Here is a 26,273-nt window from a genome sequence, read left to right on the forward strand (position 1 = left end):
CTCTGCTGTCGCTTTCCTCTGCAGATGAATCGGCAGTGCTGCCGTTTGCAGAGATACCAGCAGCCCGAATAACGTCTCGAACGGCCTGATAAGCGGGCCATACATCTCGCTAGAGCAGGAACGCCAAATGGAATTTCGCGAGATCAATTTCAATACCGGGCAGAACCAGGATCTGGTTTGGGATCTCGAGCGCATGGCGCGGCATGAGCTCGCCGCACGTTTCGTCCGCTTTTTCGAGAATCGTCTGTGCGTCTATTCGGATTCGGTGAGCCAGATCTACACCAACTACAGCGTGCACCTTCCAACAGGGCATAACCGCAAATTGGTTGTCTTGCCCAACCCTTACGCATTCCACGATACGTTGAACCATATCGAGCCTGCTGCGGTTCGCCCTACAGGCCTGTGTATTTTGCCCGGCACGCTCACCGGCGAGGCAGGCCTGCTCCTGAGCGAACGGATCGATGATAGCGAACGCATGCCGCGCACCATTCCTTTCCGCGTGGGCATGGCGCGCATTATCAGCAAGCACCGAAGGAAGGGACGTTCGTTTCTGCCGATCATGATGAAGGGCGATCTTCGCGAATTGGATCGGCAGATGCCTTACATCCATTTGCACTGCTTGAACCTCGACCACCTGACGCGCTTATCCCCATTCGAGCGCGAGGACATTCGCATCAACATCACGCGCAAGCTCCTGCGCCTCTACCGCGACGCAGACCAGACCGACTGGCAATCACCGGACGCAAAATAGCGACCCGTGGCAACCTGCGGCTAGACCACCGCGGGGGCGGAACTGTTAAGGTAATGCCCCCGATTTCTTCAAGGAGGCCGCATGCCCGTCCGTTCTAGTGCGTTATTCGTCCTGTCCACTGCGCTGCTGTTAGGCGCTTGCAGCTCCAGCGACACGTCGCCCTCCTCCGCTTCCAGCGCCGCGAGCGCACCTAGCGCTGATGGACGCTGCGACAGCGCCGCCGCCCAGGCTTTCACCGGCAAGCAAATTAGCGATGCGCTGATCGAGCAGGCACAGCGCACCACCGGTGCCGGAAACACCCGCGTCTTACGGCCAGGCGACTCGATGACCATGGATTACGATTCGACCCGTCTAAACCTGGACATCAACGCGTCCGGCGTCGTGCAGCGCGCGTCCTGCGGTTGATCGGTGAAACCCGAAGACCTTCAATTGCTGGTCACGCGGACCATGCCGTTCGGCAAATACAAGGGCCGCACGCTGGCAGACCTTCCCGGGCATTACCTGAATTGGTTTGCCCGCGCGGGATTCCCCCCTGGGGAAATTGGCCGACTGCTCGCGCTCATGCAGGAGATCGACCACAACGGCCTTAAACCGCTACTCGATCCATTACGTCAGAAACGCTCTCCATTCGGTTGAGCGGGCGACGCGCGATCGAAGCCATTCTCCGACAACCCTCAACTGATCGATTCGCACGCTTTTACGATTTCAGCCGTGCCCGTCGGACGAACCAACCGCTCACACTCCACGCCGTCTTTAAGAAAGATGATCGTCGGCCACAGTTTCACGCGAAAAGATCGCCCCAGCGGCCGCCCGCTGCCGTCTTCCACCTTGATATGTTGTGCCCCTGGAAATTGCGTAATCGCCTCTTCCAACGGTCCTTGCGCGGCGCGGCAGTAGCCACACCAACCGGTCCCAAACTCCAGGATCACGGCGCCCTTCAACGAATCGATATCACTGCGTGAGGCCTGCTCGGCGAGATATTCACGAACGAAGGACATGGTCACCTCCAACTGATGGTCAACGTTCGACCGCGGGCGCACGGTACGTATCCTCGCTCCCATACGCGCCGATTATCATGGCCGTACCCAACAGGCATACTAGACGTTCCAGCGGTTCGGTGCCTGACCTCCCAAGCACCGAACCGCGACCATTTCCATCAAGAAGTCTTCATGCGTATTCATGTCACCTTCATCGACCGCGTCGGTATTACCCAGGAAGTGCTGGCCTTGCTCGGCGGGCGCAACCTCAACCTCGACGCCGTCGAAATGGTACCTCCCAACGTCTACATCGATGCTCCGACGCTGGACGATCAGGTCCTGGACGACCTGAAAGACGCGCTGCTTGGCATCGTGGGCGTGCAGGCGGTTCATATCGTCGACATCCTGCCTGGCCAGCGTCATCGCCTGCAGCTCGATGCCCTGCTCGCCACCGTGACCGACCCGATGCTCGCAGTGGATGGCAATGCCCGTGTCCTACTCGCCAATCCCGCATTCGTCAGCCTGTGCAACGCCGACCCGGCCGAGCACGGCCTGGCCGAGCTATTCGGGGATGACGCGCTTCAGGAAGCACTGTTGGCGCTGGAGTTTCGGCTGCCCCTTCGCGAAGTCATTCTCAATGGCCAGGCGCTGCTGCTGGATGCGCAACCCATTGGCGGGGGCGAGCCAGGCGCCACACCCGCGGGAGGATTACTGACCCTTTATGCACCCAGCCGAATGGGTGAGCGGCTTGCTGCGCTTCACCACGACCATGCAGGCGGCTTCGATGCCTTGCTAGGTGACTCTGCTCCAGTTCGCAATTTGAAGGCCCGCGCGCAGCGTGTCGCGGTGCTGGACGCTCCGTTACTGATTCTGGGTGAAACAGGGACGGGTAAAGAGCTGGTTGCTCGCGCCTGTCATACGGTAAGCGCTAGACGTAACGCGCCGTTTCTCGCGCTCAATTGCGCCGCGCTGCCGGAAAGCCTCGCCGAAAGCGAACTGTTCGGCTATGAACCTGGGGCATTTACCGGCGCCCGGCGCGGCGGCAAACCTGGTCTCCTGGAATTGGCGGACAAGGGCAGCGTCTTTCTCGACGAAATCGGGGAAATGTCGCCTTACCTTCAAGCGAAATTGCTACGTTTTTTCAACGATGGCACCTTTCGCCGCGTCGGCGGCGAGCGAGAGATCAAGGTCAATGTACGAATCCTCAGCGCGACGCATCGCGACCTGGAAAAAATGGTCAGCGAAGGCACGTTCCGGGAAGACCTTTACTACCGTCTGAATGTGTTGAGCCTTTCAGTTCCGCCACTGCGAGAGCGTGGCCAAGATATTCTGCTTTTGGCTCGGCATTTCATGAGCCAAGCCTGCGCGCAAATCCAGCGCCCACTATGCCGCTTGTCCGCCGGCACATACGCCGCATTGCTGGGAAACCGCTGGCCGGGCAACGTCCGGCAGCTGCAAAACGTCGTCTTTCGCGCGGCGGCGATCAGCGAAACGACCCTCATCGACGTAGACGACCTCGACATCGCCAATACCGAGGTTGCGCGGCAGACCGAACGGGAAGTCGGCAGCTTGGAAGATGCCGTGGGTGCTTTCGAAAAGGAGCTGTTAGAAAAGCTTTATGAAAGTTACCCGTCCACACGCCAATTGGCCGCACGCTTGAACACCTCGCACACCGCCATCGCCCACCGCCTCCGCAAGTACGGCATTCCGCGTCGGGCCTAGTTTCGATCCACGCCTTTCGCCTCGAAGAGATAGCGCCGCTCCCGCATATAAACAAGGTGAAAGCCAAGCGAACATATCCATGCGGCCCAGCGTCCAACGCTATAGGTTCAACACGGAGATGTTTCTCATGCCCTGGTATGGCTGGCTGATATTGGTATTGGCGATTGGCTCGATCTTAGGTGGACTGCTGGCGCTCAAAGGCTCGGCGAAAAAGCTTCCGCTCACCGATGATCAGCTCGATCGCATCAAAGCGCGTAACGAGAAGATCGAAGCCGAGGAAGCCAAGGAGCGCTAGACACCTCGGCTAGCGCTTGAACTCCAAACGCAACTCGGCGCCATCGATATCCTGCTCTCGCTCCTGGCTAATGATGCGGCCGTTCAAACTGAACGCGGAATCGGGCGGATTGAACATTGGCGGTAACACCGAAGCAGGGGGCGGATTGTCACGTTGGGCGGCGGGTTCCAGTGACGGCGCAAGCTCCTCAGGGAGCGTGAGATCCAATGTAACTTCTGGCAGCGTCTCGTCTATCGATGGCTCAGTCTTCGTTTTCTTGACGACCGGTTTCTTCGTTGTCGGCTTTGGCTCCTTGCTTCCGGCAGGCGATACCGCGACTGGCTCCGGCTCCTTCTCTGGCGCTGGCGCCGTTTCTTGTTCTGGTTCCGGTTCGGATACCGGCTCGCCCACCAGAGGCTTACCCAGCTCAGGCGTAGGCTCGACCTTTGGCAATGCCCGCTCGGCTTTTGCCGGCTCGTCTGGCGGAGCTCGCCGTGGCGGCTCTTCGGGTTTGCACGCTCCCAGCAGTACCAAAACGCTCAATATGCAAAGCTTTGGATTCATCGTTTTTCGATCCGATTTCTAGGCTCGCCTCGCAGGTCTATCCCGCTGCGCCCTACTGTAGTTTTTGGCATTCAGCAGACTAGGATGTTCTGCGGCATCACCCGAACGGTCATGGCTTAATGAGCATGACCGCCGCGATTGGAGCGGCCCCGGAGTGGCCCTAGGCGGCCCCTGCAAATTCCTGACAGAGCTGGTGAGCCAGCACACCCAAGGTCATGAGCGCGTGTTCGGAATCTCGATTCCAGGCAATCCCGCAATTGATGCGGATGCAGTGATTGAACTGCTCGGTATTGCTGAAGATGATGCCAGGCGCGATGCTTACCCCCTGCTGCAGCGCGCGCGCATGCATGTCCTTGGTATTGGCGCGCACGGGCAAGCTCACCCAAAGAATGAATCCGCCTTTTGGTCGACTGATTTGCGTGCCTTCTGGAAAGTAGCGCTGCACGCCGAGTTGGTAGGCTGCGAGATTCTTGCGGTACTCCTGCCGAATGAAACGCAAATGCCTGTCGTATCCGCCGTTTTCCAGGTACGACGCCACCGCCATTTGGGTCGTACTACAAGCGGAATGCGTCGTGAAGGTTTGCAGCCGCTCGATCTGGGCCTGATAAGGGCCCGGAATGATCCAACCGACGCGGACACCCGGCGACAGCGTTTTTGAAAAGCTCGAGCAGTAGATTACCCGCCCTTCCCGATCAAATGCCTTGAGGGACTTGCTCTTGCCCTGCTCGAACATCAATTCGCCATAGATATCGTCTTCGACGACGCGTATGTCGAAATCGCCAGCAAGCCTCAGCAGTTGCTTCTGCCGCTCTGGAGGGATGGTGCTGCCCAGCGGATTACTCAAGCGTGACGTCAGCACCAGCGCTTTGATCGGCCACTGGTTGGCGGCCAGCTGCAACGCCTCCAGGCTGATGCCATTGATAGGGTCGCTGGGAATTTCGATGACCTTCAGCCCCAGCAGGTCCGCAAGCTGCAGCAAGCCGTAATACGTAGGCGACTCCACGGCGATCAGATCACCGGGCTCGGTCAGCACTCGCAGCGACATCTGCAAGGCTTCGACGCAGCCATGGGTAATGACTACGGACGCAGGATCGACGGCAACGCCTGCATCGCGCATCCGGATCGCGACCTGTCGGCGCAGTGGTTCGTAACCGGGGCTGAACATGTAGCTGAACGCCCGAGCGCTTTCGAAGCGCGTCACCTTGGCAAGGTGCTGGTGCAACGTCCGCACCGGCAGATAATCCACGTGGGGCACAGCGGCCCCGAGCGCGAAAACGTCCTCTCGGCGCGCTTCGGTGAGGACCTGCTGGATAATGCTGCCCCGCGTCACTAACGTGGGCCGCTCGACGCGCGCGATCGCCGGCGTTGCTGCGGTTAACGTTGGCGTTTGCCGTACGTAATAGCCGGATTGAGGCCGCGCGCGGATCAAACCTCGATCCTCCAGGTTGGCGTACGCTTGCAGCACCGTGGCGTGGCTCACCCCTAACTGGGCACTCATTTTGCGAACCGAAGGAACACGCTCACCCGGCTGATAAACGCCCTGGCGAATATCTTCAGCCAATTGTTGTGCGATTCGTTGATACAGCAGCATGCTCGCCATAGCAGACTTCCAGTCCAGGCACCGTAACAGTGTTCAAGGCACTCAGATTGCACCGGTACAGAACACCTTGTCCAGTGGCGTCTGCCTGAATCCTTGCACAACCGCCACGCGTCCCTTACGAGCACAGATCGTCAGCCCCTAGCGAGGCGGTGTCAGTACTCCATGGCTATTGGAAAAGACGATCTCAACGCGTCGATTCTGCGCGCGTCCTGAAGACGAGGCGTTCTCCGCGACGGGGTATTGCTCCCCATAACCCGCCACTTCCATGCGGGACGGCGCTACGTTCATCTCGCCTAACATCGCCGCGATCGCATCGGCGCGGGCTTCCGACAACCGCTGATTGTCCTGTGCCTTGCCCACGTTATCGGTATATCCCTCGATACGGATACGTCGCTGCGGGTTCAGTTCAAGGAACCGAGCAAGCCGGGAAAGCGTCCGGCTGGATCCGGCTTTAAGCTCGGTTTGCCCAGTATCGAAAAGCACGTCACCCAATGTCATCACGAGCCCACGGTCGGTCTCGGTGGCCAACAGGCTGGCGATCTCGTCCTCGTTCAGCCCGCCCTGCTCCGCCTCCGTAACGTGCGCTTCGCGCAATCTCAGCTGCAAGCGTTGCAGGTCAAGACCGAGCTTGGCTTCTTGTGCCATGGATTCGGCGAGCACTCCCTGGGTCTCGGCCAACTCGCTATAGCGCAGGCTCAGATACGAAAAGTGATCGACATCGTCCTCACTACCCCAATAGCCACTGAGCTGCTGGGCCCGAAGCAAGGATTCACCAGCTCGTTTCACGTCCTTCGGCGCCGCTGTCATGATCATTGGGTTGGCCTGTACCGACTCGAAACGCAGACGGGCTGAATCGAGTCTCGACGCATCGTAGCCCTGCGCCGCGCAACCGACCAAAAGCCCCAAACACGCCGAGAGCGCTCCGACTTTCATGATCATTGGAGGCTCTCCAGCTCACGGCGTACCGATTTGATTTGCCGATTGAGCTGGGTGATCGCCAGCCCTTGCTTCTCGTTGATCACGCGCACCTCGGCCAGACGGGCGTCCAGCTCAGCTTGCTCGGCAAGCATGCGCGCCGCCCGAAAGTCTCGCTGGGCCATCTTCTCTCTTGCCAGGACTAGCTTGTGAACGGCAGCTTCCAGCAGTACCGAAGGGGTATCGCCCACGATAGTTTGCGCCTGTGCCAAGGCCTGTTCGGAGAGCTCCATCTGCGCGGTGGGCGCAGGATCTGCCGAGGTGCATCCCATCAAGAGAAGCGTCACTGCCAGTGACCAGAATGTACGATTCACAACGTTACCTTAGATTTTTCGAGTTCATCAGTCGATGCGTGGGACACCGTACCCTCATCGGTATAGCAGCAGTCCGGCGACGAAAAAAAAGCGACTGCCTTACGGCAGTCGCTTCGCTCCACTGGGTGGAAAACGTTAGAGCGACTTTTCCAGTTCCGGAACGGCTTCGAAAAGATCCGCGACCAGGCCATAGTCAGCCACTTGGAAGATAGGCGCCTCTTCGTCCTTGTTGATGGCAACGATGACTTTCGAATCTTTCATGCCTGCCAGGTGCTGGATCGCGCCCGATATCCCAACGGCGATGTAGAGCTGCGGCGCGACGATCTTGCCGGTCTGACCAACCTGCATGTCGTTGGGAACGAAACCCGCATCGACCGCCGCGCGCGACGCACCGACGGCAGCGCCGAGCTTGTCAGCCAGTGAGTACAGGTGCTTGAAGTTCTCCCCATTCTGCATGCCGCGTCCACCAGAGACGACGACCTTCGCTGCCGCGAGCTCCGGACGGTCGGATTTCGCCAGCTCTTCGCCTACGAAGCTGGACTTACCGGAGTCGCCGGCGCCAGAGACCGTCTCGACTGCTGCGGAACCGCCTTCAGCGGCCACCGCATCAAAACCGGTGGTACGAACGGTAATGACCTTGATCGCTGCCGACGATTGCACGGTCGCAATCGCATTGCCGGCGTAAATCGGCCGCTTGAACGTGTCGGCACTGTCGACACCGATGATTTCGGAAATCTGGTCGACGTCCAGTTGCGCCGCCACACGCGGCATGAAGTTCTTGCCGTTGGTGGTCGCCGCGCACAGGATGTGGCTGTATTCCGCGCCGAGCCCCGCAACCAGCGGCGCGATGTTTTCGGGCAGCTGATGCGCATAGGCCGCGTCGTCCGCCATACGGACCTTACTCACCCCTGCAATCTTCGCCGCTTCCTCGGCCACGGCATTTACGCCTTCGCCGACCACGAGCACATGGATGTCGCCGCCAATCTGTTGAGCTGCCGCCACGGTATTGAGCGTCGCAGGCACCAGCGCGCCGTTCGTATGTTCTGCGATTACCAGGACAGTCATCAGATCACCTTCGCTTCGTTCTTCAGTTTTTCAACCAGCTCCGCTACGGATGCCACCTTGATACCGGCGCCGCGCGCAGCGGGCGCCTCAACCTTCAACGTCTTGACGCTCGACGCGACACTGATGCCCAGCGCGTCGGGCGACAGGGTTTCCAGCGGCTTCTTCTTCGCTTTCATGATGTTGGGCAGCGAGGCATAACGCGGCTCGTTCAGGCGCAGGTCGGTGGTGACGATCGCTGGCAATTTCAGCGCAACCGTCTGGAGACCACCATCGATCTCGCGAGTAACCTTGAGGGCGTCGCCTTCGACTTCAACGCGCGAGGCGAACGTCCCTTGCGGCATGCCGCTTAGGGCACCGAGCATTTGCCCAGTCTGGTTGTTGTCGGTGTCGATTGCCTGCTTGCCGAGGATCACCAGTTGAGGCTGCTCCTTATCGACGACGGCCTTCAGCGCTTTCGCCACCGCCAACGAGCTGACCTCTTCCGCGGTTTCGACGAGAATCCCACGATCCGCCCCCAAGGCCAACGCGGTACGCAGCTGTTCCTGCGCCTGGCTAGGACCAATGGAAACGACCACCACCTCGGTCGCGACACCCTTTTCCTTCAAGCGAACCGCCTCTTCAACGGCGATTTCGCAGAATGGGTTCATCGACATCTTGACGTTGGCCAGATCGACACCGGAGTTGTCCGCCTTCACGCGAACCTTCACGTTGTAATCAACGACTCGTTTGACAGCTACAAGAACCTTCATGGATTCCTCGTTATTTTCCCGGTGAATGAAGTCCGCGGGTGGAAACTGGCGGCGCTTGCGCATCGGTCGAAACCGATCGCCGAACCATGGTGAGATGGAGACCGCTTATGTTGACCGTGGCATACCCCTCGGTCAATAAGAATGGTTCCCAGCATCTGCGTGAAAGCCTCACTGTAGCAGGCTCTGGCAGGATTCAAACAAGCGTTCGTATTGGACCGCCAGTACTGCCCCTATATAATGCCCCACTTTAAAGGTCACGGATCGACCGTACTAATCAATAAAGCCTGAGGAGACCGTTCGTGGAACGCGAATATATGGAGTTCGACGTGGTCATCGTCGGTGCCGGGCCCTCGGGCCTGTCCGCCGCGTGCCGAATAAAACAAAAAGCTACTGAAAATAATCAGGACATCAGTGTCTGCGTCGTTGAGAAAGGTTCCGAAGTCGGTGCGCACATTCTGTCTGGCGCGGTGTTCGAACCCAGAGCGCTGGAAGAGCTTTTCCCTGACTGGAAAGCGCTCGGAGCGCCCCTCAACACGCCCGTCAAACGCGATGATATCTACTTACTGAAAGATGCGGAGTCGGCCACCAAAGTGCCGAACTTCTTTGTCCCAAAACCGATGCACAACGAGGGGAACTACATCATCTCCCTCGGCAACCTCTGTCGCTGGCTCGCAGGGCAAGCGGAGAACCTGGGCGTGGAAATCTACCCCGGCTTCGCGGCGCAGGAAGCGCTGATCGATGACCAAGGCATCGTGCGCGGCATCGTCACCGGCGATATGGGTGTCGACCGAGAAGGCAACCCGAAAGAAGGCATGTATACGCCAGGCATGGAGTTGCGCGGGAAATACACGCTCTTCGCCGAAGGTTGCCGTGGCCACATTGGCAAGGCCCTGGGCAAGCGCTTTGACCTCGCCTCCGAGGCTGATCCGCAACACTACGGCATCGGTATCAAAGAACTGTGGGAAATCGACCCAGCTAAGCACGAACCGGGGCTCGTCATTCACACCTCCGGTTGGCCGCTGAACAAGGAAAACCCGGGTGGTTCCTTCCTGTACCACTTGGAAGACAACCAAGTGGTCGTCGGGCTGATCGTTGATCTCGCCTACAGCAACCCTTACCTGTCGCCGTTCGACGAATTTCAGCGGTACAAACATCATCCGGTCGTCCGGCAATACCTCGAAGGCGGGAAACGCATTTCCTACGGAGCTCGGGCGCTCGTCAAAGGTGGTTTCAACTCGCTCCCGAAGATGGTTTTTCCAGGTGGCGCGCTTATCGGCTGCGACCTGGGAACGCTGAACGCGGCGAAAATCAAAGGCAGCCACACCGCAATGAAGTCGGGGATGCTCGCGGCCGAGGCCATCGTCGATGCGTTGGGCGCAGGCCGCGAAGGCGACGAACTCTCGGGCTACGTCGATGGCTTCAAAGCCAGCTGGCTTTACCAGGAACTCTACGCAACCCGTAACTTCGGGCCCGCGATGCACAAGTTCGGGCCAGTAGCAGGGCCAGCATTCAGCTTCGTCGAACACAACCTGCTGGGAGGAAAGCTGCCGTTTACGCTGCATGACCTCAGCAAGGACCACGAATCGCTGAAAAAGGCGAGTGACGCGACACGGATCGAGTATCCGAAGCCAGATGGCGTCTTAAGCTTTGACAAGCTGTCGTCCGTATTTCTCTCCAACACCAACCACGAAGAGGATCAGCCAGTACACCTCAAGCTGACGGATCCGAGCATCCCTATCGAACGCAACCTGCCGCTCTACGATGAACCGGCGCAGCGTTACTGCCCGGCGGGTGTATACGAAGTCGTTGAGGGCGATGCCGGCGGCAAACGCTTCCAGATCAATGCACAGAACTGCGTTCACTGCAAAACCTGCGACATCAAGGATCCGGCCCAGAACATTACCTGGGTAGCGCCAGAAGGAACGGGCGGCCCCAACTACCCCAACATGTGACGTGTCACCGAAGAGCCTCTCGATGAGGCTCTTTTTTTGTCCGCTCTAAACTGGCAGCGGCCCGATGGGGAAAAACACACCATCGCTCCAGACCCCCAGCCAATCGGCGCCCTCTATATTGCGCGGGACCGCAATGGCTACCAGTCGATAGAACACGTTGCGATGGATCAGCGCTTCTAGATTCGCCCGCACGTGTACATAAGGGGACGGCTCATGCGTCTCCGCATCTTCGGTTACACGAATCGGATGTTCCGCGCCAGCAAGCACTTCATCGTCCACATTGGTCACGAAGAACAGCGCCTGCGCTTCGCCACTACCCTCGACTCTGACATCTATCGCTACAAAAGGGGCATCGTCCACAGCGATGCCGACCTTCTCTACTGGGGTCACTAGAAAGTAGGCGTCCTCGTCGCGGCGAATGATCGACGAGAACAGCTTCACCATGGGCTTACGCCCGATCGGTGAGCCCTGGTAAAACCACGTACCGTCGCGCGCAATACGCATGTCGATGTCACCGCAAAAATCAGGGTTCCACAAATGGACTGGCGGCTTGCCTTTAGGGACCTGTGCCAACAGGTTGTCGACCTTTCCAGTCGCATTCATCGCGTTACCTCTTCTAGTCGGCCAAACCCAACAGGCGGCGAGCATAGTCGCGCATCGGCGGGCCCAGGATGTCTTCGGGTCGCTTGTCGTACAGCGTGAGCAGGCCGCCGCGGCTACGAATCCTCGCGCTATCTATCAGGTGGCGCGTTGCGGTTTCGATAAGCATCAGTTGCACGACGCCGCGATCGGTACCTAAACGATCGACCGCTTCTTGATCGACCCATTCATCCCAGGTGCCTATACGGTCATCCGCGCTGGCGAACCGGGTATAAAGCAGATAGTGCGCGCCGGCATCCCGAGCATCCGCCAGTGCCTCCTCCAGCCCCTCCGGCTCACGCGCGCCGCGCACCATCGGGAAATACTCTACGAAACCATTGAACGCTTCTTCGGCGACAACATTCGGACGTGCATAGCGACTGCCAGTCGGCAGGAAATGACTTTGGGCGATAAAAATGTAGGAATCCGGCTGCAAGCGCCAACCGCTTGATCGACGTATCTCGCCATGATCGAGCAAGCCCGCATCGCTCATCTGGTTACGGGTTGCCTGAGCCATATCGCTGACACTCATGCACCCACTGAGGCCCAAGATAAGCACCGTTAGCAAAAGGCTTCGCATTTCCACTCTCCGAAACGCGCCGGGAAATCGACACAATACGCGGGAATGCAGCTTCCAAGCCAAAGCGTCCATGGGGAGACCCAAAAGATTGCGGGCAGACGCTCTCAAACGGCAGGCACGAAGGACATTGCCACCGTGGTGACTACGTCGCTTCCGGGAACAAGCGCAGAAAATTCGCGCCTGTCTGCCTCGCGAATGCATCGAACTCGCAGCCACGCAACGCCGCGACAAACTCAGCCACATCCCTGACGTACTCAGGCAAGTTGGGCTTGCCACGATGAGGAATCGGCGCAAGGTACGGTGAATCCGTCTCGACCAACAGCCGATCCGCCGGAACCTTACGAGCGAGGTCCCGTAGCGCTTCAGCGTTGCGAAACGTGACGATACCGGACAAGGAAATGTAGAAACCGATATCCAGCGCGGCTTTCGCCATCTCCCAGTCTTCCGTGAAGCAGTGCAGGACCCCGGCTTGCGAAAGGTCTGCCTCACGGAGTAACCGAAGCGTATCGGCGCGCGCTTCACGGGTATGTACGATAACCGGCTTACCTGTCGTCTTGGCCACATCAAGATGCAATGAGAACGCGTCTTGCTGGCGCGCGGCAGAATCGGGCTCGTAGTGATAATCCAGACCGGTTTCGCCAATCGCGACAACGCGCGGAGAAGCGACCGCATCCACCAGCCATTCGCGGCTGAAGATGCTCTCGTCCAGATCCAGTGGGTGAATGCCCACCGAACAATAAACATCGTCGTAACGCGACGCGATGTCCTTCACGGCTTCGGCATTACTGGAACTGACGCCGATGCAGAGAAATCGCTCTACGCCCCGCGCGCGCGCTGCGTCCAGTGCACGATCCAATGAACCGTCATGGATGGAAAGATCGAGCCGATCGAGGTGGCAATGTGAGTCAACCAACATAAAGCAGAGCGTCCTTACATCGTGTGAGTCGGACGATCCGAACGCAGCGCGCCAGCGAGATAGGTCTCGATCTTGTCGCGCGCGTTGGTGTCGTTGTCACTGAACTGGACACCGATGCCCGCAGCGCGGTTGCCCTGAGCACCCTTTGGCGTCACCCAGATCACCTTCGCCGCGACAGGAATCTTGTCGGGCTCGTCCATAAGATTCAAAAGCAGGAACACTTCGTCGCCCAAGCGGTAGTTCTTGCTCGTTGGAATGAACAGACCTCCGCCTTTGACGAAAGGCATGTAGGCCGCATACAGCACGGACTTGTCCTTGATCGTAAGCGACAATATGCCGTTGCGAGGACCCAAGTTTGGCGGCAGGTTCATAAAGCGTTCCGACAGGTGGATTACGAAGAAATTCTAGCGTGCTCTTGGAAGCATTGCCCATTGCACGAGTAGCGCTTCGAGCAGCAGCGCACGGTTGAGATTCGCTTTGGCAAGAATCTTCTGCCGGTTAGACAACAGCCAGTCCTGTAGCGCGAGCACTTTACTCGTCGAAGACTTGTCGGCCAGGTATTGCACGACCTTGGCCATGTCGTCGGCGCCAAGCTCGGTTTCGTCATGGGTCATCTGATAGCGGAGCACGGCTTGCATCCAGTCGTAACACCAATCGAAGATCAGACCGAGCCCGATCGCATTCCAACTTTCAGCCAGCTGACTCGGCGATGCTTGCTGCTTGAGCAATTTCTTCAGCCCTTCAACGACTGCGCTGCGCTGCTCCAGCCCGCCTTGTTGAAACAGTGTAGCGGCCCGTAGCGGCGAGCCTCCCACCAGTGCAAGCAGCGCCCGGCATTGTTCAAACGAACAATCAGGAAGTTGTGCGTCTAGCCAGGCAATGGCGTCATCCGTATTTGGTGTCGGGCAACGCTGCTGCACACAACGGCTCTTGATCGTTGGCAGCAGGCGGCTCAACTGATGAGTAATCATCAGGATTACCGTGTCACCTGATGGCTCTTCAAGACTTTTCAACAGCGCATTGGCCGCGTTGAGGTTCATCGCCTCGGCAGGCTCCAACAGAATCACCTTGCGCCGCCCAAGCTGAGAGGTCTGTACGACGAATTCGACCAAGGCTCGTATCTGATCGACCCGAATGGCCTTGTCGACCTCTTCTGGCTGAACGATGTAGTGATCAGGATGCGTACCGGCAGCCAACAGGCTGCAGGACTTACAGTGTCCGCAAGGCTCTCCTGACATGGGGGAATGACACAGCAACAGCGCCACCAATCGCTCGGCGAACTGACGCTTGCCGATACCCGCGGGGCCATGCAGGAGGTACGCGTGGGCATGCTGCTCCCTGCCGGCGATGCGCGCCCAGGTATCGCGGTGCCAGGGCAGGCACTCAACCACGGAGGCGCTCCAGGAGGCTCGGCACCAATGTATCGATGTGCTGCTGCACGTCAGACAGCGGACGCGCCGCGTCGATCACGCAGTAGCGGGCGGTGTCCGCGCGGGCGCGGGCGAGATAGCACTGTCGAACGGCTTCGAAGAAGGCGTGGCCTTCCTGCTCGAAGCGGTCCAGCCGTCCACGCGCGGCCGCACGGGCCAGCCCGATTTCGATGGGCAGGTCAAAAATCAGCGTGATGTCCGGTCGCAGTGTGCCTTGCACGAACTGTTCGAGCGTGGCGATTCGCTCCTGCGAAAGACCACGGCCTGCGCCTTGATAGGCATAGGTCGCATCGGTGAAACGGTCGCAGAGTACGATTTCCCCGCGCGCAAGCGCAGGCTTGATGACGCTCGCCAAGTGTTGCGCCCGTGCGGCAAAGACGAGGAGCAATTCAGTATCGACAGCCATCGGCTCGGCGGACGGGTTCAGCAGCAGCTCGCGGATGCGTTCGGCCAATGGCGTGCCACCCGGCTCGCGCGTGAGACAAACCGTAAGTCCAGCCGCTTCGAGCTGGCGGGCCAGATAATCGCGGTTGGTGCTTTTGCCTGCGCCTTCCGGCCCTTCGAGGGTCAAGAACAATCCACTCATGGTGCTTCCTTTTCGGCAGGCGCCGCGGGCGCAGGGCTCGACCGATAATCGGCCCGACGCTTGATCTGGTATTCGCGGACTGCGCGATTGTGCTCATCCAGCGTATTGGAGAACACATGACTTCCATCGCCCCGCGCCACGAAATAAAGGCTCTTTCCCGACTCGGGGTTCAAGGCCGCATGTATCGATTCCCGGCCAACGATGGCGATGGGCGTAGGCGGAAGGCCCGCGTTGGTATAGGTGTTGTAAGGCGTCGGCCGCCGCAAGTCGTCACGCGTGATGCGGCCTTTGTACTGTTCCCCCATTCCGTAGATGACGGTTGGGTCGGTTTGTAGCAGCATGCCTTCTTCCAGGCGCCTGACAAATACGCCTGCGATCTGCCCGCGCTCCTGTGGAACGCCGGTCTCCTTTTCCACGAGCGATGCCATGATCAACGCCTGGTAGGAATCGTCATAAGGCAAATTCTCAGCCCGCTTGGCCCACTCCTCGGCGAGAATTCGGGTCAGCCGTTGATGGGCTTGGCGCAATATATCGAGGTCGCTCATACCCTTTACATAGCGGTAGGTATCTGGGAAGAAACGCCCTTCCGGGTGCATTCCCTCTTCGCCAAGGGTTGCCATCACGTCTTCGTCACTGGCCTCTGCCAACGTCTGATTCAGCTTCGGATTGGCTGCCAGGGCTGCCCGCACTTGACGAAAATTCCAGCCTTCCACGAGCGTCACCGCGTATTGCACGACGTCACCGCGTATCCAAGCTGATAGCAGGTCCTGCACGGTCTCGCCAGGCATCAGTCGGTACTCGCCACTGTGCAACGCATGCTCGGAGAGCTTGAATCGCCAATATATCCTCAGTAAAAAGGCATCCTCGAGAACGCCATCGGCTTCGAGCTGACGCAACAAACCACCCGGCGTTGTTCCTTGTGGCACGTCGATCAGCCGTTCTTCAGTAACTTTCAGTGGCTGAGCAAGAATTGCGTTCTGCTTCCACCAGGCAAAACCGAGGGCGATCAGTGCCAGTAGGCAAACCCCGAGTAAACATTTGAACAGCTTACGAATCACGCGCTTTCTTCCAACAGCTGGCGACAAATGCGCTGCATTTTACGTGTGACGGCGCCTACCAACCACCGATGCTCGCGGAATTCCGTAACCGGCCATATCCCGTAGAGGCTGTTGCACATGAACACTTCGTCCGCGGCCTGCAAGCGCTCGATCGTGATGTCTTCGACATCGCATGGCCCGGTCGACATCAAGGCTTCTCGCATAACGCCGGCGACACCACATCGATGTAGCGACGGCGTTACCAATCGAGAGTCTTCAACGATGAACAGGTTACTGAACACCCCTTCGACGGCCCGTCCTCCGGTATCGCACATCAGCCCTTCTGCATAACGCCTATCGGTCCATTCCGCGCGGGCCAGCACTTGCTCGAGGCGGTTCAAATGCTTCATTCCCGCCAGCAAAGGTTGCTCCGCCAATCGGGTACGGCAGGCATAAACAGCGATGCCTTCATCGGCATACTCCGAAGGATAGGCAGGCAAAGGCGAGCCAATGAGCACACGTCGAGATGACGCTTCCGCCGGCGGTGCATAGCCACGCACGCCGTCGCCGCGCGTGATGATCAGTTTCGCGACGCCTGTGCCGAGTTCATTACCAAACCGGTGCAACTCGCGGACTAAAGCGTCCACGTCAAGCGGGATGCTTAGCCGGCGGCAACCACTCTGCAGCCTTGCGATACGGAAAGGGAGAAGACTCGGATTCCCGTCGAGTACTGCGATCGTCTCGAACAAACCATCGCCATAGGCCAAGCCACGATCACCAGCCGGCACCTGCGTGCCGCACTGGCCATCGATCCAAAGCAGCATCAGCCAGCGAAACGCTTGAAGATCAGGCTTCCATTGGTGCCGCCAAATCCAAATGAATTGGAAAGTACGGTCTCGATTTTCATTTCGCGCGCGCGGTGCGGCACGAAATCGAGGTCACAGTCTTCCCCAGGTTCATCGAGATTGATTGTCGGCGGAGCAACCTGGTCCCGCAGGGCAAGGACGCTGAATATCGCTTCGACCGCACCCGCCGCACCTAGGAGATGCCCAGTCATGGACTTCGTCGAACTCACGGCCAAATCGTACGCGTGGGCACCGAATACCGTTTTGATCGCGCGCGCTTCCGCAACGTCGCCCGCAGGAGTCGAAGTGCCGTGGGCATTGATGTATTGCACGGCGTCAGGCGATAACTTCGCATCCTTGAGTGCATTTGCAATGCAGCGTGCGGCACCCGCGCCGTCTTCCGGCGGTGCGGTCATGTGAAACGCATCACCGCTCATGCCGAACCCCACCAGCTCCGCAAGGATGTTCGCTCCGCGGGCTTTGGCGTGTTCCAGCTCTTCAAGTACAAGGATCCCAGCGCCGTCGCCGAGCACAAAACCATCTCGATCCTTGTCCCACGGGCGGCTGGCGCGCGCTGGGTCGTCGTTTCGAGTAGACATGGCGCGTGCAGCCGCGAATCCACCAATACCCAGCCCACAGGAGGCCATTTCCGAGCCGCCTGCAATCATTACGTCGGCTTCGTCGTATGCGATGTTACGCGCCGCCATGCCAATGCTATGCGTACCGGTAGTACAGGCCGTCGCCACCGAGTAGTTAGGCCCTTGAAGACCGAGATGGATGGAGAGGAATCCTGAAACCATGTTGATGATCGAGCCCGGCACGAAGAACGGCGAGATACGCCGGGGCCCCTGTTCCATCAACGATTTGCAGTTGTTCTCGATATTGGTCAGGCCACCGATGCCTGAGCCGATCGCGATACCGATACGCTCACGGTTCGCATCGGTAATTTCCAGGCCGGAATCGCTTACCGCCTGAAAACTGGCCGCCAAGCCGTACTGAATGAACAGGTCGAGCTTCCGCGCTTCCTTTGCCGAGAGATACCGCTCGACATCGAAATCCTTCACTGACCCACCGAAGCGCGTAGCGAACGCGGAAACGTCCATGTGCTCGATGGGAGCAATACCACTACGACCTTCCAGAACGCCAGCCCAACTGCTGGCGACATCGGCTCCCAATGGGGAAACCATCCCCATTCCAGTAACCACGACGCGTCTACGCGACACAGACACTCTCCTCAATCAGCGGCTGCTTCGTGTTTCGAAGGTCATCGACGCTTCACGATGAAACACATCAGCTCATTCACGGTCACAAGCTACGCACGAAGGCTGATTGTACCAATCGGCGTACGCTCATTTCCTGCTTATTCTAAAGGCGAGTCGACGCGCACGTACCCGCTCGTTTAAGCATTCGCTAAATAAACAAAAAACCGCACGCCTTGCTAACACAAGGCTGTGCGGTTTTCTCTGGTCGGGATTCCGACGATTACATCACTGCGCGTGGGCGTTGATGTAGTCGATGGCTTCCTGAACAGTAGTGATCTTCTCGGCTTGTTCGTCCGGAATCTCGGTCTCGAATTCCTCTTCCAGAGCCATCACGAGCTCAACGGTATCAAGGGAATCGGCACCCAGGTCCTCAACGAAGGAAGCGCTGTTGGTCACTTCCTCTTCCTTGACGCCCAATTGCTCGGCGACGATCTTCTTGACACGTTCTTCGATGGTGCTCATACCTTGTTTTCACTCCTAATGGAAAAATCCGTGCGGCCGGGGCACGCAGTGTATAGAAAGGGTTTTCCAACTTTCAAGCTGGACCCTGCCCAACCACACGCGTAATCGGCTACACCAATCGTCCCCCGCTAAGCGGGGAAGCAGATTCACATATACAAACCACCGTTCACCGGAATGGTAGCACCTGTGATGTAAGCTGCATCATCCGAAGCCAGGAAGGCTACCGCCTTCGCAATTTCCTCCGGTTGACCGAGGCGGTCAAGTGGAATACCCGCCAATAGCTGGGTACGCTGCTCCTCGCCTAGTTCTCGCGTCATGTCCGTATCGATAAAGCCTGGCGCGACGGTGTTAACCGTCACAGCACGCGATCCCAGTTCGCGCGCCAATGCACGGCTAAAGCCTTCCACGCCCGCCTTCGCCGCCGCGTAGTTTGCCTGACCCACGTTACCCATTGCACCTACGACCGAACCGACGTTGACGATCCGCCCCCAACGCGCCTTGGTCATGCCGCGCAAGACGGCCTTGGTCATGCGATACATGCTATTGAGGTTCGTGTCGATCACGCCAAACCATTCGTCGTCTTTCATGCGAAGCATGAGGTTATCACGCGTGATGCCGGCGTTATTGACCAGGATCAGCGGCGCCCCGAACTGCTGTTGAATGGCATCCAGGACCGACGAGACGGAAGCGGTGTCACTGACATCGAGCGTCATGCCAACGCCTTTGATACCATTCTGCGTCAACGTGCCAGTAATTTTCTCAGCACCAGCGTCGGACGTCGCGGTGCCGACGACGATCGCCCCACGGCGACCGAGTTCGAGTGCAATTGCCTGGCCGATACCACGGCTTGCACCGGTAACCAGTGCAACCTTACCTTGCAGTTCCATAACGATTCCTTACCTGTTCGTTAGCGCGGCCGCGAAAGCATCGGGCGTGTCCAGGGCAAACGTATCGACACCCTTAACGCAGCGCTTGTTGAGCCCCGACAGCACACGTCCAGGGCCACATTCCACCAGGGCTGTCACGCCCTGCTGCTGTAGACACACCATCGACTCAACCCAACGCACGGGGCTGTATAGCTGCGCGAGCAAGTTGTTCTTCAGCGTATCGATATCACCAACGACCTTGGCATCTACGTTCTGCACAAGTTCGATTTCAGGCATCCGCCATTCAAGCGTCTTGACTGCATCGGCAAAACGCTCGGCAGCAGGACGCATCAGCTCGCAATGCGAAGGCACGCTAACCGGTAACGGCAAGGCTCGCTTGGCGCCTTTCGCCTTGCATATTTCGATAGCACGATCTACTGCCGCAGTCGCTCCCGCAACGACAACCTGACCTGGCGCATTGAAGTTCACCGCGCTAACGACTTCACCTTGAGCCGCCTCAGCACACGCTGCGACGACATCGGCATCTTCAAGGCCGAGTATTGCGGCCATGGCGCCTTTTCCATCAGGAACGGCCGCCTGCATCAGCTGACCACGCAACTCAACCAACTTGACCGCATCAGTAAAACCAACGCTTCCGGCAGCGACCAAAGCGGAGTATTCGCCAAGGCTATGCCCAGCTACGTAGGCGGGCTTAGCGCCACCCTCTTCCAGCCACAGGCGCCAAAGCGCAATCGAAGCTGTCAAAATGGCAGGCTGTGTTCTGTCGGTCCGGTTGAGCGACTCTGCAGGACCATTCTGAGCCAGGTCCCATAGGTCGTAGCCCAGCGCCTCGGAGGCCTCGGCAAAGGTACTTTTGACCGAAGCACATTGTGTGCCCTGCTCGGCCAACATACCTACCGCTTGCGAGCCTTGCCCCGGGAAAACAAAAGCGACTGATGTGGTCATCGATCTTCTCTTCAGCTGTCGTGTCGATTAATGCAAGACGCTATTACTGGCCGTCGAGCAACCTTTGAAGCTTACCGTGCAAACGACGCGGCAAATCCTCTTCAATTTCTCGCGCTGCACGTCTGACTGCGCTCTGAAAATCGTCCTTGCCGGCAGAGCCATGGCTCTTGACGACGATGCCCCGCAAGCCGAGCAAACTGGCACCATTATGAACCGAGGGCGCCAGCTCGCTCTCCAGTCGCTTCAACGGCAGCACCATGGAAGCCATTAGACGCGCCCCGAGAGACTGATCGAACAACGAACGGATACGCCCGGTGATCATCCGTGCCAGTCCTTCGCTCGACTTGAGGAGCACGTTGCCCACGAATCCATCGCAGACCACTACGTCCGCCTTACCGAGAAAAAGGTCATCACCCTCAATGAACCCTACGTAGTTCAAAACGTGACTTCTGGACAGCGCCTCGGCCGCGTCCCGCACCTGCGCGTTTCCCTTACCTGGCTCGGAACCGACATTGAGCAATGCCACCCTAGGCCGCTCGCAGCCCATGGCCTCTACAGCCACCGAACCCATTACCGCAAATTGGTATAACTGCTCGCCAGTGCAATCGAGGTTTGCCCCAAGGTCCAGCACATGACAAGGCGCGCCCATTGTCGGCAACGCCGCCATCATGGCAGGACGATCTATACCGGGCAGCGTGCTCAGCAGATGCTTGGAGAGCACCATCAAAGCACCGGTATTGCCAGCACTGACGCATGCGCGTGCTCGCGACTGCTGCACGAGCTCCAATGCAACGCGCATCGACGCGTCAGGCTTAGCGCGTAATGCCGCCGAAGGGCGATCCGCCATTCCGATGACCTCACCTGCGTGGACGATTTCCAGCCGCGAACGATCGACCTCCGGATGGTGGGCGATGAGTTCTTCCAAGAGACGGGAATGACCCACAAGGATCAGGTGCAACGAGGGGATTTCGGCCAAGCATGCAACACAGGCCGGAACAACGCAGTGGGGACCGAAGTCCCCACCCATTGCATCGATAGCGATGACTGGAACTGACAAATTACTCGTCAGCGCCCTTGTCGATCACTTTACGACCGCGGTAGAAACCGTCGGGAGAGACGTGATGACGCAGGTGAACTTCACCAGTGCTCTTCTCTACCGAGAGCGCATTGGACTCAAGCGCATCGTGCGAACGACGCATGTCACGCGCGGAGCGCGACTTTTTGTTCTGCTGAACAGCCATAATTCATTAACTCCTAACCGTTGGGGTCACGCTTCAACTGCGCCAGTACGCTGAACGGGTTGGGCTTCGACACCTCTCCCTCGCTCGGCTCAGGCTCATCGAGACCTGCCGGCTGCTGGCAAACTTCCGGATCATGGACCGGCACGATTGGCAAGGCGAGCAATAACTCGTCTTCGACCAACGTCAGCAGATCCAAGGGCTCTTCGCCCAATTCAAGTGCATCATAGGCCTTAGGCACAGACTGCGTGTTCGCCCCTTCTCTAACCACGACGTACACATTTTCGGCGTGGACAGGCAATTCGGCTACTTCAAGACAGCGCTGGCATATCATCCTGACCTCAGTATCCAGCACGCTGCGCATAACAACTGCACCAAGCTCATCGCGTTCGAACTCGATGCGCGCATGAACATCACCGGTATTTTCTACCAGCTGCGCACTGAACCGCTCAAACGCAGACACCGCCGACACCCCTTCAAGGGTGGCACCGCGGTCCGCCAGCTTGCGCGGATCAACATAAGGAGGAATAGGCCCGTTCAACATAGGCGCGACATTCTAGGGATGCCTCCTGGCACTGTCAAAGAAATTCGAGGCCATAATATGGCTTCCCGTCCGGCGGCTCATGCGAGCCACATCATCAAACTGTGAAGAGAAAACTCATGCAACCCATCTTGCTCGCCTCGAGCTCGCGCTATCGGCGCGAGCTTCTTGCCCGACTACGCTTACCCTTCGAACACCAATCACCTGATATAGATGAACGACCAGCACCAAAGGAGGATGCCCGGACGCTGGCCGCTCGACTGGCCACTCAGAAAGCAAAAGCCCTACAGGCATCGTTCAGCACTCACCTCATCATCGGATCGGATCAAGTGGCATGCGTTGGCAATACGATTCTGAATAAACCGCTCTCTCATGAGCGCGCCGTTGAACAACTCATGCACTCCAGCGGCAGGACCGTGACATTCCATACAGGCCTGGCGCTACTGAACGCTACGACCACGCGACTGCAACTGGAAGTGGTGACGTACACCGTTCATTTCCGCGACCTGACCCCGGAATCCATCGAGCGTTACCTGCGTATTGAGCAACCCTACGATTGCGCCGGCAGCTTTAAAGTAGAAGGCCTCGGTATAAGCCTGTTCGCCAAAATGGAAGGTGATGACCCTACAAGCCTGATAGGCCTTCCGCTAATCAGCCTCGCCAACATGCTGCGCAGCGAGGGCATCGAGCTTCCCTAGGAACCCGCTCACCACCGTTTAGCTTTAGCTCGCAAGATCGTGAACAGGCTCTGGCACCACGCGTCACCGCAGGGCGGGTCCGGAAAATCCCGCCCAGATGGCAATATGCTCAGCCACGCTAGCGCCGAGCCGCTTAGCGAAACGATCGAACGGTGACTCCTCAATCGTATAGTCGACGATATCCTGCGCACCTATGACATCGCGCGCCACATAGCTGGAGCTCCCAAGGTGATCCACCAAACCTAGGTCAATCGCTTGTTCGCCCGACCAGACCAAGCCAGAAAATAACTCCGGATGCTCAGCGTCCTTCAGCCTATCGCCCCGACCTTTCTTAACACTGTCGATGAACTGACGATGCGTCGTGTTCAGCACCTGCTGCCAAAAACGAGCTTCTTCCTCCTTCGGCGGCTGGAAAGGATCAAGAAATGCCTTGTGCTCGCCCGACGTGTACAGTCGACGGTCCACACCAAGCTTTTCCATGGCGCCGGTAAACCCGAATCCAGCTGCCGTGACACCTATCGAACCTACAAGACTTGCCTTATCGGCATAAATCTCATCCGCGGCGCTTGCAATGTAATATGCGCCGGAAGCACCGAGATCAGTAATAACGGCATACACCTTGATATCCGGATGCGAGTCACGAAGGCGCTTGATCTCGTCGTACACATAACCCGACTGCACCGGGCTGCCACCTGGACTATTGATACGCAGGATGATCCCCTTTACCCCAGGATCATCGAACGCCTTACGAAGACTACTCACTAGATTATCCGCGCTCGCCTCGGTGTCGTCGGCAATCATGCCTTTCACTTCGATCAGCGCGGTATGCGGATCATCCGTTGCCGATCCCTTACCCGAAAAACTAAGCAACGGCGAAAAAAGAAAGATCGCGCCAAACAGGTAGATGAAGGTCAACAGCTTGAAGAAAATACCCCACCGCCGAGCCCTACGCTGCTCCTGAACGCTTGCGAGCAAGGTCTTTTCCAGCAACTTCCAGCTCTTGGCATCGCCACTTGCCGATGGCGCTTTCCATTCATCAGACATATTCGTTCATTCCAATAGACTGCGGCTCGCGCAACAAGAGTGACTCCAATTCTTGGAATCGATCGAAGATCATATGGGGACGTGCCGCGGCCAGTAGATCCCGGGACATCGCACCATAGGAGGCGGCTGCGGAGCGCATGCCTGCGTTCGAAGCCATCCGCAAATCAAACAGCGCGTCACCAACCATCAGCGCTCGAGATGCGCTGACGCAGCAATGCTCCAATATTTCGTACAACATCTGTGGGTCAGGCTTACCCGCCGTCTCGTCCGCGCAGCGCGTGATGTCGAAAAAATCGTCCAGACCGTGCTGGCGCAACATACGATTCAATCCTCGCCGACTCTTTCCAGTCGCGACAGCCAGCTGATAGCCGCTATCCGCAAAGCGCTTCAACGCAGACGGGACACCTTCGAATAAGCGAGATGGCACTGCATCAGCGGCCACATAGCGAGCGCTGTACGCTTCACCAAATGCTTCGACGGAGATATCTGGACGGAGTTCGGGATGCAAAATTCGGATGGCCTCGTGCAACGACAATCCAATAATTGACTTAATCGCATCGGAAGACTGCGGCACCACCCCACAATCCAAAGCGGCCTCCTGCATAGAGGTCACGATGCGGGAAATCGAATCGCAGAGCGTGCCGTCCCAATCAAAGATCAGCAGGTCGAAATCACGCACCAAGAGACTTCACCGCTGACGCCCACATGTCGTCGACCGGCGCCTCCAATTCGAGGACCCGGCCATCAGGCAATGACACTTTCAATGCGTGGGAATGAAGAAATAGCCGCTTCCCCCCGAGCTCACGAATCTCTTTCGTAAAGTCGTCATCGCCGTATTTGGGATCACCCGCGATAGGGTGCCCTGCGTACTTGGCATGCACCCGAATTTGGTGAGTACGCCCGGTGATAGGGCTCGCCTCTACTAATGTGGCGAACTCGCCGAAGCGACGCACGACCTTAAATGTCGTTAACGCCTCCTTCCCCTCGGCATTGACCTCTACCATCCGCTCACCGGAGCGCAGGTTGCTCTTTTGCAGCGGCGCGCTCACCTGCTTGCGGGATGACGGCCAATTGCCGCGGACCAGAGCGAAATAACGCTTATCCACGCCATCCCCACGTAGCGCCTCGTGCAGATGCCTGAGCATGCTGCGTTTCTTGGCGATCATGAGCAAACCTGAGGTGTCTCGATCCAGGCGATGCACCAACTCCAGCTCGCGGCACTCGGCGCGCAACTGCCTGAATGCCTCGATCACCCCGAAATTCAGTCCGCTTCCTCCGTGCACGGCAATGCCCGCGGGCTTGTTCAATACGATCAATGCCTTGTCTTCGTACACGATGGACGCTTCCAATCGCTCCAGAACGGAGCGAGCGACCGGTACCGGCTCGCCCTCTTCGGCCAGGCGAATAGGCGGAACCCGAACGATATCGCCCGCCTGAAGCTTGTATTCCGGCTTAATTCGCCCCTTGTTGACGCGCACCTCTCCCTTACGCAGGATTCGGTAAACCAAGGTCTTTGGCGCGCCCTTGAGCTGGGTCCGCAGGAAATTGTCGATTCGCTGCCCAGCGTATTCCGGGCCTACTTCGATCATCCGAACGCTTTGCAGGGTTTGACTATCGGTCACGCGTGCGCCCCAGGCCATCCAGCAGGCATTCACCTCGAAGTGCTTTTACTCGTGCTTGAACCAACGAACATTCCCCTCGTACGAACGGCCAAGCCAGCACCTCTCACTGCCAAATTGAGGGGCGCTGAACTTCGCGTTTCAAAGGCCGCGAGCATAGCAATTTCGCTTATTTGAAGCACTTAAATATTACTGTTATAGTCGCGAACGCCGCTTGACGCGGCCAGCTCGGAAGTCCGGTTTATACCGCCCCGAGCGGATGCAAAGTACACACCTCGGACGCCAGGCCGTCCCGTCGATGCTCTCGCAGAGAAATGCGGAGAGGAGCTCGAGAAACCAAAGCCTTAAACACGACGCGCGGCCTTTTCGAAAGCTGCGAATTAAATGAAACCTGCTCCGGATTCACTGAGCGGCACCCGATTTTCAAGGGTTACGTGCAGGTGGAGATGCACGATGTCGATTGCGTGAGCGATAAGTCGTTCGAGACGTGCCCTATGCCGTCCGCAACCGATGTTCGATTCCTCCTCCTGATCCTGTGCTTGCGTAGTGCAACAGCAAGCAGGAGACGTCGTCGCGATCCACCACGTGTTGGTTGGATTGG

At 58.2% G+C, this 26,273-nt stretch carries 32 protein-coding genes; 7 read left to right on the plus strand and 25 right to left on the minus strand.

Annotated features, from left to right (window positions below; genetic code table 11):
* Positions 1-127 precede the first annotated feature (127 nt).
* The 3 genes from IEY47_RS07535 to IEY47_RS07545 all read left to right on the plus strand — a co-directional run bounded on the left by IEY47_RS07535 (position 128) and on the right by IEY47_RS07545 (position 1,387).
* Positions 128-751, plus strand: a complete 624-nt coding sequence (locus IEY47_RS07535; RefSeq protein WP_188982554.1) for a hypothetical protein — start codon at positions 128-130, stop codon at positions 749-751.
* A gap of 81 nt (positions 752-832) precedes the next feature.
* Complete coding sequence (locus IEY47_RS07540) at positions 833-1,156, plus strand: I78 family peptidase inhibitor (protein ID WP_188982555.1); 324 nt, start codon at positions 833-835, stop codon at positions 1,154-1,156.
* A gap of 3 nt (positions 1,157-1,159) precedes the next feature.
* Positions 1,160-1,387, plus strand: a complete 228-nt coding sequence (locus IEY47_RS07545) for a DUF3820 family protein (RefSeq protein ID WP_188982556.1) — start codon at positions 1,160-1,162, stop codon at positions 1,385-1,387.
* A 38-nt stretch (positions 1,388-1,425) separates the two neighbouring features.
* On the opposite strand, the gene IEY47_RS07550 is transcribed toward IEY47_RS07545, so the two are convergent.
* A complete protein-coding gene (locus tag IEY47_RS07550) occupies positions 1,426-1,749 on the minus strand; it encodes a thioredoxin family protein (protein WP_188982557.1) in 324 nt (107 codons plus the stop codon).
* Between the two features lie 171 nt (positions 1,750-1,920).
* Here IEY47_RS07550 and gcsR point away from each other — a divergent pair, with 171 nt between their 5' ends.
* On the plus strand, positions 1,921-3,450 hold the full coding sequence (gcsR, locus tag IEY47_RS07555) for a transcriptional regulator GcsR (protein WP_188982558.1): 1,530 nt from the start codon (positions 1,921-1,923) through the stop codon (positions 3,448-3,450).
* Positions 3,451-3,577: 127 nt separating this feature from the next.
* Positions 3,578-3,745, plus strand: coding sequence for a DUF2897 family protein (locus IEY47_RS07560; RefSeq protein WP_188982559.1), 168 nt, complete (start codon positions 3,578-3,580; stop codon positions 3,743-3,745).
* 9 nt (positions 3,746-3,754) lie between these two features.
* Here IEY47_RS07560 and IEY47_RS07565 read toward each other — a convergent pair whose 3' ends face one another.
* From IEY47_RS07565 to IEY47_RS07590, 6 genes are all read right to left on the minus strand, one after another.
* Positions 3,755-4,288, minus strand: coding sequence for a hypothetical protein (locus IEY47_RS07565; RefSeq protein ID WP_188982560.1), 534 nt, complete (start codon positions 4,286-4,288; stop codon positions 3,755-3,757).
* Between the two features lie 160 nt (positions 4,289-4,448).
* Positions 4,449-5,888, minus strand: a complete 1,440-nt coding sequence (locus tag IEY47_RS07570) for an aminotransferase-like domain-containing protein (protein WP_188982561.1) — start codon at positions 5,886-5,888, stop codon at positions 4,449-4,451.
* 138 nt (positions 5,889-6,026) lie between these two features.
* A complete protein-coding gene (locus tag IEY47_RS07575) occupies positions 6,027-6,827 on the minus strand; it encodes an OmpA family protein (RefSeq protein ID WP_188982562.1) in 801 nt (266 codons plus the stop codon).
* Positions 6,824-7,177, minus strand: a complete 354-nt coding sequence (locus IEY47_RS07580) for a DUF4398 domain-containing protein (RefSeq protein WP_229779303.1) — start codon at positions 7,175-7,177, stop codon at positions 6,824-6,826. Before IEY47_RS07580 ends, IEY47_RS07575 begins: the two co-directional genes overlap by 4 nt.
* Positions 7,178-7,312: 135 nt before the next feature.
* The gene (locus IEY47_RS07585) at positions 7,313-8,242 is read right to left on the minus strand and encodes an electron transfer flavoprotein subunit alpha/FixB family protein (RefSeq protein ID WP_188982563.1); all 930 of its coding nucleotides are present in this window, start codon (positions 8,240-8,242) and stop codon (positions 7,313-7,315) included.
* Complete coding sequence (locus IEY47_RS07590; RefSeq protein ID WP_188982564.1) at positions 8,242-8,991, minus strand: electron transfer flavoprotein subunit beta/FixA family protein; 750 nt, start codon at positions 8,989-8,991, stop codon at positions 8,242-8,244. The genes IEY47_RS07585 and IEY47_RS07590 overlap by 1 nt, the downstream gene beginning before the upstream one ends.
* Positions 8,992-9,290: 299 nt before the next feature.
* Here IEY47_RS07590 and IEY47_RS07595 point away from each other — a divergent pair, with 299 nt between their 5' ends.
* Positions 9,291-10,943: an electron transfer flavoprotein-ubiquinone oxidoreductase gene (locus IEY47_RS07595; protein WP_188982565.1), complete on the plus strand. Its 1,653-nt coding sequence runs from the start codon at positions 9,291-9,293 to the stop codon at positions 10,941-10,943.
* Positions 10,944-10,988: 45 nt separating this feature from the next.
* Here IEY47_RS07595 and IEY47_RS07600 read toward each other — a convergent pair whose 3' ends face one another.
* The 15 genes from IEY47_RS07600 to IEY47_RS07670 form a co-directional block, all read right to left on the minus strand.
* Positions 10,989-11,546, minus strand: a complete 558-nt coding sequence (locus IEY47_RS07600) for a DUF1285 domain-containing protein (RefSeq protein WP_188982567.1) — start codon at positions 11,544-11,546, stop codon at positions 10,989-10,991.
* 13 nt (positions 11,547-11,559) lie between these two features.
* Positions 11,560-12,162, minus strand: a complete 603-nt coding sequence (locus IEY47_RS07605; protein WP_188982568.1) for a DUF4823 domain-containing protein — start codon at positions 12,160-12,162, stop codon at positions 11,560-11,562.
* 142 nt (positions 12,163-12,304) lie between these two features.
* Positions 12,305-13,078, minus strand: a complete 774-nt coding sequence (locus tag IEY47_RS07610) for a TatD family hydrolase (RefSeq protein ID WP_188982570.1) — start codon at positions 13,076-13,078, stop codon at positions 12,305-12,307.
* Positions 13,079-13,092: 14 nt separating this feature from the next.
* The gene (locus IEY47_RS07615; RefSeq protein ID WP_188982572.1) at positions 13,093-13,449 is read right to left on the minus strand and encodes a PilZ domain-containing protein; all 357 of its coding nucleotides are present in this window, start codon (positions 13,447-13,449) and stop codon (positions 13,093-13,095) included.
* Between the two features lie 33 nt (positions 13,450-13,482).
* Positions 13,483-14,469: a DNA polymerase III subunit delta' gene (locus IEY47_RS07620; protein ID WP_188982574.1), complete on the minus strand. Its 987-nt coding sequence runs from the start codon at positions 14,467-14,469 to the stop codon at positions 13,483-13,485.
* A complete protein-coding gene (gene tmk / locus IEY47_RS07625) occupies positions 14,462-15,094 on the minus strand; it encodes a dTMP kinase (protein ID WP_188982576.1) in 633 nt (210 codons plus the stop codon). Before tmk ends, IEY47_RS07620 begins: the two co-directional genes overlap by 8 nt.
* Complete coding sequence (mltG, locus tag IEY47_RS07630) at positions 15,091-16,152, minus strand: endolytic transglycosylase MltG (RefSeq protein WP_188982578.1); 1,062 nt, start codon at positions 16,150-16,152, stop codon at positions 15,091-15,093. The genes tmk and mltG overlap by 4 nt, the downstream gene beginning before the upstream one ends.
* Positions 16,149-16,955, minus strand: a complete 807-nt coding sequence (gene pabC / locus IEY47_RS07635) for an aminodeoxychorismate lyase (protein ID WP_188982580.1) — start codon at positions 16,953-16,955, stop codon at positions 16,149-16,151. Before pabC ends, mltG begins: the two co-directional genes overlap by 4 nt.
* Complete coding sequence (gene fabF, locus IEY47_RS07640; RefSeq protein ID WP_188982581.1) at positions 16,955-18,199, minus strand: beta-ketoacyl-ACP synthase II; 1,245 nt, start codon at positions 18,197-18,199, stop codon at positions 16,955-16,957. The genes pabC and fabF overlap by 1 nt, the downstream gene beginning before the upstream one ends.
* Before the next feature lie 264 nt (positions 18,200-18,463).
* Entirely contained in the window at positions 18,464-18,700 is a 237-nt protein-coding gene (acpP, locus tag IEY47_RS07645; RefSeq protein ID WP_003283670.1) for an acyl carrier protein, read from the minus strand.
* A gap of 146 nt (positions 18,701-18,846) precedes the next feature.
* Positions 18,847-19,587 carry a 3-oxoacyl-ACP reductase FabG gene (gene fabG, locus IEY47_RS07650; RefSeq protein WP_188982583.1) on the minus strand — a complete coding sequence of 247 codons (741 nt, stop codon included), beginning with the start codon at positions 19,585-19,587 and terminating at the stop codon, positions 18,847-18,849.
* A 9-nt stretch (positions 19,588-19,596) separates the two neighbouring features.
* Positions 19,597-20,532, minus strand: a complete 936-nt coding sequence (fabD, locus tag IEY47_RS07655; protein WP_188982585.1) for an ACP S-malonyltransferase — start codon at positions 20,530-20,532, stop codon at positions 19,597-19,599.
* Positions 20,533-20,575: 43 nt separating this feature from the next.
* The gene (gene plsX, locus IEY47_RS07660) at positions 20,576-21,589 is read right to left on the minus strand and encodes a phosphate acyltransferase PlsX (RefSeq protein WP_188982587.1); all 1,014 of its coding nucleotides are present in this window, start codon (positions 21,587-21,589) and stop codon (positions 20,576-20,578) included.
* A gap of 1 nt (position 21,590) precedes the next feature.
* On the minus strand, positions 21,591-21,773 hold the full coding sequence (rpmF, locus tag IEY47_RS07665) for a 50S ribosomal protein L32 (protein ID WP_084334003.1): 183 nt from the start codon (positions 21,771-21,773) through the stop codon (positions 21,591-21,593).
* 13 nt (positions 21,774-21,786) lie between these two features.
* Positions 21,787-22,314, minus strand: coding sequence for a YceD family protein (locus tag IEY47_RS07670; RefSeq protein WP_188982589.1), 528 nt, complete (start codon positions 22,312-22,314; stop codon positions 21,787-21,789).
* 116 nt (positions 22,315-22,430) lie between these two features.
* Between IEY47_RS07670 and IEY47_RS07675 the strand changes: the two genes are divergently transcribed.
* The gene (locus IEY47_RS07675; protein WP_188982591.1) at positions 22,431-23,009 is read left to right on the plus strand and encodes a Maf family protein; all 579 of its coding nucleotides are present in this window, start codon (positions 22,431-22,433) and stop codon (positions 23,007-23,009) included.
* A gap of 63 nt (positions 23,010-23,072) precedes the next feature.
* Here IEY47_RS07675 and sppA read toward each other — a convergent pair whose 3' ends face one another.
* The 3 genes from sppA to rluC are packed head-to-tail and all read right to left on the minus strand — an operon-like array spanning position 23,073 to position 25,675.
* Positions 23,073-24,053 carry a signal peptide peptidase SppA gene (gene sppA / locus IEY47_RS07680; protein WP_188982593.1) on the minus strand — a complete coding sequence of 327 codons (981 nt, stop codon included), beginning with the start codon at positions 24,051-24,053 and terminating at the stop codon, positions 23,073-23,075.
* Positions 24,046-24,732: an HAD-IIIA family hydrolase gene (locus tag IEY47_RS07685; RefSeq protein ID WP_373293537.1), complete on the minus strand. Its 687-nt coding sequence runs from the start codon at positions 24,730-24,732 to the stop codon at positions 24,046-24,048. The genes sppA and IEY47_RS07685 overlap by 8 nt, the downstream gene beginning before the upstream one ends.
* Positions 24,725-25,675, minus strand: a complete 951-nt coding sequence (gene rluC / locus IEY47_RS07690; protein ID WP_373293539.1) for a 23S rRNA pseudouridine(955/2504/2580) synthase RluC — start codon at positions 25,673-25,675, stop codon at positions 24,725-24,727. Before rluC ends, IEY47_RS07685 begins: the two co-directional genes overlap by 8 nt.
* Positions 25,676-26,273 lie beyond the last annotated feature (598 nt).

Origin of the sequence: Pseudomonas matsuisoli (assembly GCF_014647635.1) — a bacterium.
Taxonomy (GTDB): Bacteria; Pseudomonadota; Gammaproteobacteria; order Pseudomonadales; family Pseudomonadaceae; genus Pseudomonas_P; species Pseudomonas_P matsuisoli.

Bases quoted from the DNA above. Each gene is read 5' to 3' on its own strand.
- IEY47_RS07615 (WP_188982572.1), bottom strand. From the start codon at position 13,449: ATGAACCTGCCGCCAAACTTGGGTCCTCGCAACGGCATATTGTCGCTT.
- IEY47_RS07570 (WP_188982561.1), bottom strand. From the start codon at position 5,888: ATGGCGAGCATGCTGCTGTATCAACGAATCGCACAACAATTGGCTGAA.
- IEY47_RS07600 (WP_188982567.1), bottom strand. From the start codon at position 11,546: ATGAATGCGACTGGAAAGGTCGACAACCTGTTGGCACAGGTCCCTAAA.
- IEY47_RS07670 (WP_188982589.1), bottom strand. From the start codon at position 22,314: ATGTTGAACGGGCCTATTCCTCCTTATGTTGATCCGCGCAAGCTGGCG.
- gcsR (WP_188982558.1), top strand. From the start codon at position 1,921: ATGCGTATTCATGTCACCTTCATCGACCGCGTCGGTATTACCCAGGAA.
- IEY47_RS07675 (WP_188982591.1), top strand. From the start codon at position 22,431: ATGCAACCCATCTTGCTCGCCTCGAGCTCGCGCTATCGGCGCGAGCTT.
- pabC (WP_188982580.1), bottom strand. From the start codon at position 16,955: ATGCTGCTTTGGATCGATGGCCAGTGCGGCACGCAGGTGCCGGCTGGT.
- acpP (WP_003283670.1), bottom strand. From the start codon at position 18,700: ATGAGCACCATCGAAGAACGTGTCAAGAAGATCGTCGCCGAGCAATTG.
- IEY47_RS07565 (WP_188982560.1), bottom strand. From the start codon at position 4,288: ATGAATCCAAAGCTTTGCATATTGAGCGTTTTGGTACTGCTGGGAGCG.
- tmk (WP_188982576.1), bottom strand. From the start codon at position 15,094: ATGAGTGGATTGTTCTTGACCCTCGAAGGGCCGGAAGGCGCAGGCAAA.
- IEY47_RS07575 (WP_188982562.1), bottom strand. From the start codon at position 6,827: ATGATCATGAAAGTCGGAGCGCTCTCGGCGTGTTTGGGGCTTTTGGTC.
- IEY47_RS07540 (WP_188982555.1), top strand. From the start codon at position 833: ATGCCCGTCCGTTCTAGTGCGTTATTCGTCCTGTCCACTGCGCTGCTG.
- sppA (WP_188982593.1), bottom strand. From the start codon at position 24,053: ATGTCTGATGAATGGAAAGCGCCATCGGCAAGTGGCGATGCCAAGAGC.
- fabD (WP_188982585.1), bottom strand. From the start codon at position 20,532: ATGACCACATCAGTCGCTTTTGTTTTCCCGGGGCAAGGCTCGCAAGCG.
- IEY47_RS07550 (WP_188982557.1), bottom strand. From the start codon at position 1,749: ATGTCCTTCGTTCGTGAATATCTCGCCGAGCAGGCCTCACGCAGTGAT.
- IEY47_RS07605 (WP_188982568.1), bottom strand. From the start codon at position 12,162: ATGCGAAGCCTTTTGCTAACGGTGCTTATCTTGGGCCTCAGTGGGTGC.
- IEY47_RS07590 (WP_188982564.1), bottom strand. From the start codon at position 8,991: ATGAAGGTTCTTGTAGCTGTCAAACGAGTCGTTGATTACAACGTGAAG.
- IEY47_RS07535 (WP_188982554.1), top strand. From the start codon at position 128: ATGGAATTTCGCGAGATCAATTTCAATACCGGGCAGAACCAGGATCTG.
- fabG (WP_188982583.1), bottom strand. From the start codon at position 19,587: ATGGAACTGCAAGGTAAGGTTGCACTGGTTACCGGTGCAAGCCGTGGT.
- IEY47_RS07610 (WP_188982570.1), bottom strand. From the start codon at position 13,078: ATGTTGGTTGACTCACATTGCCACCTCGATCGGCTCGATCTTTCCATC.
- rpmF (WP_084334003.1), bottom strand. From the start codon at position 21,773: ATGGCTGTTCAGCAGAACAAAAAGTCGCGCTCCGCGCGTGACATGCGT.
- IEY47_RS07585 (WP_188982563.1), bottom strand. From the start codon at position 8,242: ATGACTGTCCTGGTAATCGCAGAACATACGAACGGCGCGCTGGTGCCT.
- IEY47_RS07560 (WP_188982559.1), top strand. From the start codon at position 3,578: ATGCCCTGGTATGGCTGGCTGATATTGGTATTGGCGATTGGCTCGATC.